Source organism: Streptococcus wuxiensis, assembly GCF_040888245.1.
Lineage (GTDB): Bacteria > Bacillota > Bacilli > Lactobacillales > Streptococcaceae > Streptococcus > Streptococcus wuxiensis.
In genome coordinates, this window is sequence record NZ_JBFNFE010000014.1 from 1 (window position 1) to 2330 (window position 2330).

Sequence of the window (2330 nt, forward strand, 5' to 3'; positions counted from 1 at the left end):
TCTTGATCAACTGTGTCTTTATCATGCTAATCAACATTGTTGGAACAAGAATTTTTATGAGAAAATCTCCCTTAAGTTCATTTAATGAGCTAAACATTAAAATGAAAATTGGGTTGATATCCTTGATTGTATTATTGGTCCTTCCAGCCAGCTATTCAGCAGTCACTCTGACGATGGATCAAGCGCGAAAAGAAGGGATCAAACAGTTTGTAGAAAATGAGTTCGCCAATTATACGGTTATTAATCAAGTCTACAAGTCAAGTAACAATGAATTGGTCTTGACGGTTGTTGGAGATCCGATTTCAGAAGAAGAATTAGAAACACTCCACCAAAAACAAGCCTCTTACGGTATTCAATCTGTTCAATTGAAAGTCAAGCAATTCAACAATTCGACAAAATTAGATAGTGAGACGATCAAGGAATTTTACGAAAACATTGACAAGTATATCGATCAAAAACTCTCTGAAAAAGATTCACAAGATGACATCGTAAAAGAAATTGAGGCAGACAAGGATTGAGGACAATGAACTGAATCGGTTTTTACGCCGTGTTTTTCTTGTATCTTCCTCTTTCTTACTTATAGCAGGTTGTTTTTGCTTGAATAAGAAATAAATTAGAAGTTCNCAATGAACTGAATCGGTTTTTACGCCGTGTTTTTCTTGTATCTTCCTCTTTCTTACTTATAGCAGGTTGTTTTTGCTTGAATAAGAAATAAATTAGAAGTTCTATCATCTAAGAAAAATGATGAAAAAAATCATTTAACTAATGGTGTGAACGTTTAGTGTTTATCAGCTCCATTCTCTGTAATTTTGGGGGTAAAATCCACACCATTTAGATAAAATTAGTTGAATTTGATTGGAAAAACGCTTTTATAAAAGCGGAGAAAAGTCTTGATATTACGCTGTTTTTAGTCCAACTGAAATTCATACTTTCCAAACCAGGCTTGAAAAAAGCTCGTAAAGCATCACAATTTAGTAAACGTTAAAACTTATTTAAACTTATTGAAAGCATTTCGTATCAAAAATACGGGATGCTTTTTCTGTTCACCCCAAATTTTTGTAACTAGGTGATACTTGAAATTAATACAAATTTGGTTGTTTTTGATAAATCTAAGCAACACTAAATGATGAAGTGAAAAGGGAGGAATTTGAAAGAAAATGTATCTTTGATAGTAGTCATTTATTGTGAAATATGATATATTTATTAATTAGATGGATGAATACTTCTAGAGTTAAATATAGCATAATAGGGACAGACTTTTTGGTTTATTTTTGTTTGTAGTCGGATTATGAAAGAATATCCAATATTATGCGATAAGATAGAATGTTACAAAAAAGAAAGGGGATGCAATCCGATGAAGAAAGACAGATTAATTGTATTGACAGATGCTGTTCTAGCAATTATTATGACCATCTTGATTTTAGAGTTAGAAAAACCAACAACACCAAGTCTTAAAGCTTTTTGGGATTTACGGCAAAATTTCTTTGCTTGTTTTCTTTCCTTTTTCTGGTTGGGATCGTTATGGATGGCACTAAACACATTATGGGAAAAGGTTGAGAAAATTTCCTCAGAAATTATTTGGTGGAATTTGTTTCTACTCTTGGAGCGGCAGGAGTTCTCTTTGGAGAATTTCATGCCATCCAAGATACCAGTCTGAATGATGTGGTGGACCGGATCTATATAAATGTCAAGGATTTACCGTTTCAGTCCTTGGGAGCTTTAGCTAATATCCTGTCTGATGTTAAGAAGGGACTGATTCAAGACAGTCATATCTGTTCTTTCTTCCAGTCATTTTTCAAACAATATCAGTTGATAATCAGCTTAAATCAGATCTATCAGTTTGTCTATCTTTCTCTGATGGAGATCATGTCCTATCTTCACTTTGATTATTGGAAAAAACGGCTCGGTCAGGAGCTAGTATGAATAAGGAGAACAAATGAGACGTTTAAAAATGTTATGGCATATTATACAGGTTACGGGTTTTACTCGGTTTGCTCTGAGTTTTGTGACCTTTGTTTTTGGGTCAGGAGGCGTGCTTTTCCTAGTTGAACCTGCTATCACAAATTACGGAGACGGTCTTTGGTATGCTTTTGTGACTTCGACGACTGTCGGCTACGGGGATCTCCTAGCTGTGACCTTGATTGGAAGGATTACCAGTGTCTTCTTGACGATTTATGGGCTCATATTTTTTGGCTGTTTATCAGCTGTTATTATTAATTATTATACCGATTTAAATAAGGAAAGAGGAGAGGACAAATGACTGCCAATTATTCAACACGGGAATACCGTGAGAAATTATACGATGACCTTCATGTTCGATTGAGAGATAC

The 2330-nt window shown here is 34.5% G+C and carries 3 protein-coding genes and 2 pseudogenes; all 5 read left to right on the forward strand.

The genetic code is table 11. From position 1 onward, the window contains the following. Positions 1-518: pseudogene (locus tag AB2B47_RS08520) on the forward strand (TIGR00341 family protein); the annotation flags it as partial. A gap of 836 nt (positions 519-1354) precedes the next feature. Next, entirely contained in the window at positions 1355-1657 is a 303-nt protein-coding gene (locus tag AB2B47_RS08525; RefSeq protein WP_080976003.1) for a TMEM175 family protein, read from the forward strand. Further along, positions 1582-1923, forward strand: coding sequence for a hypothetical protein (locus AB2B47_RS08530; RefSeq protein WP_320694117.1), 342 nt, complete (start codon positions 1582-1584; stop codon positions 1921-1923). Before AB2B47_RS08525 ends, AB2B47_RS08530 begins: the two co-directional genes overlap by 76 nt. Before the next feature lie 13 nt (positions 1924-1936). Next, complete coding sequence (locus tag AB2B47_RS08535) at positions 1937-2260, forward strand: potassium channel family protein (protein ID WP_001253404.1); 324 nt, start codon at positions 1937-1939, stop codon at positions 2258-2260. Next, positions 2257-2330: pseudogene (locus AB2B47_RS08670) on the forward strand (DUF389 domain-containing protein); the annotation flags it as partial. The gene AB2B47_RS08535 and the pseudogene AB2B47_RS08670, both read left to right, overlap by 4 nt.

Bases quoted from the DNA above. Each gene is read 5' to 3' on its own strand.
- AB2B47_RS08535 (WP_001253404.1), top strand. From the start codon at position 1,937: ATGAGACGTTTAAAAATGTTATGGCATATTATACAGGTTACGGGTTTT.
- AB2B47_RS08525 (WP_080976003.1), top strand. From the start codon at position 1,355: ATGAAGAAAGACAGATTAATTGTATTGACAGATGCTGTTCTAGCAATT.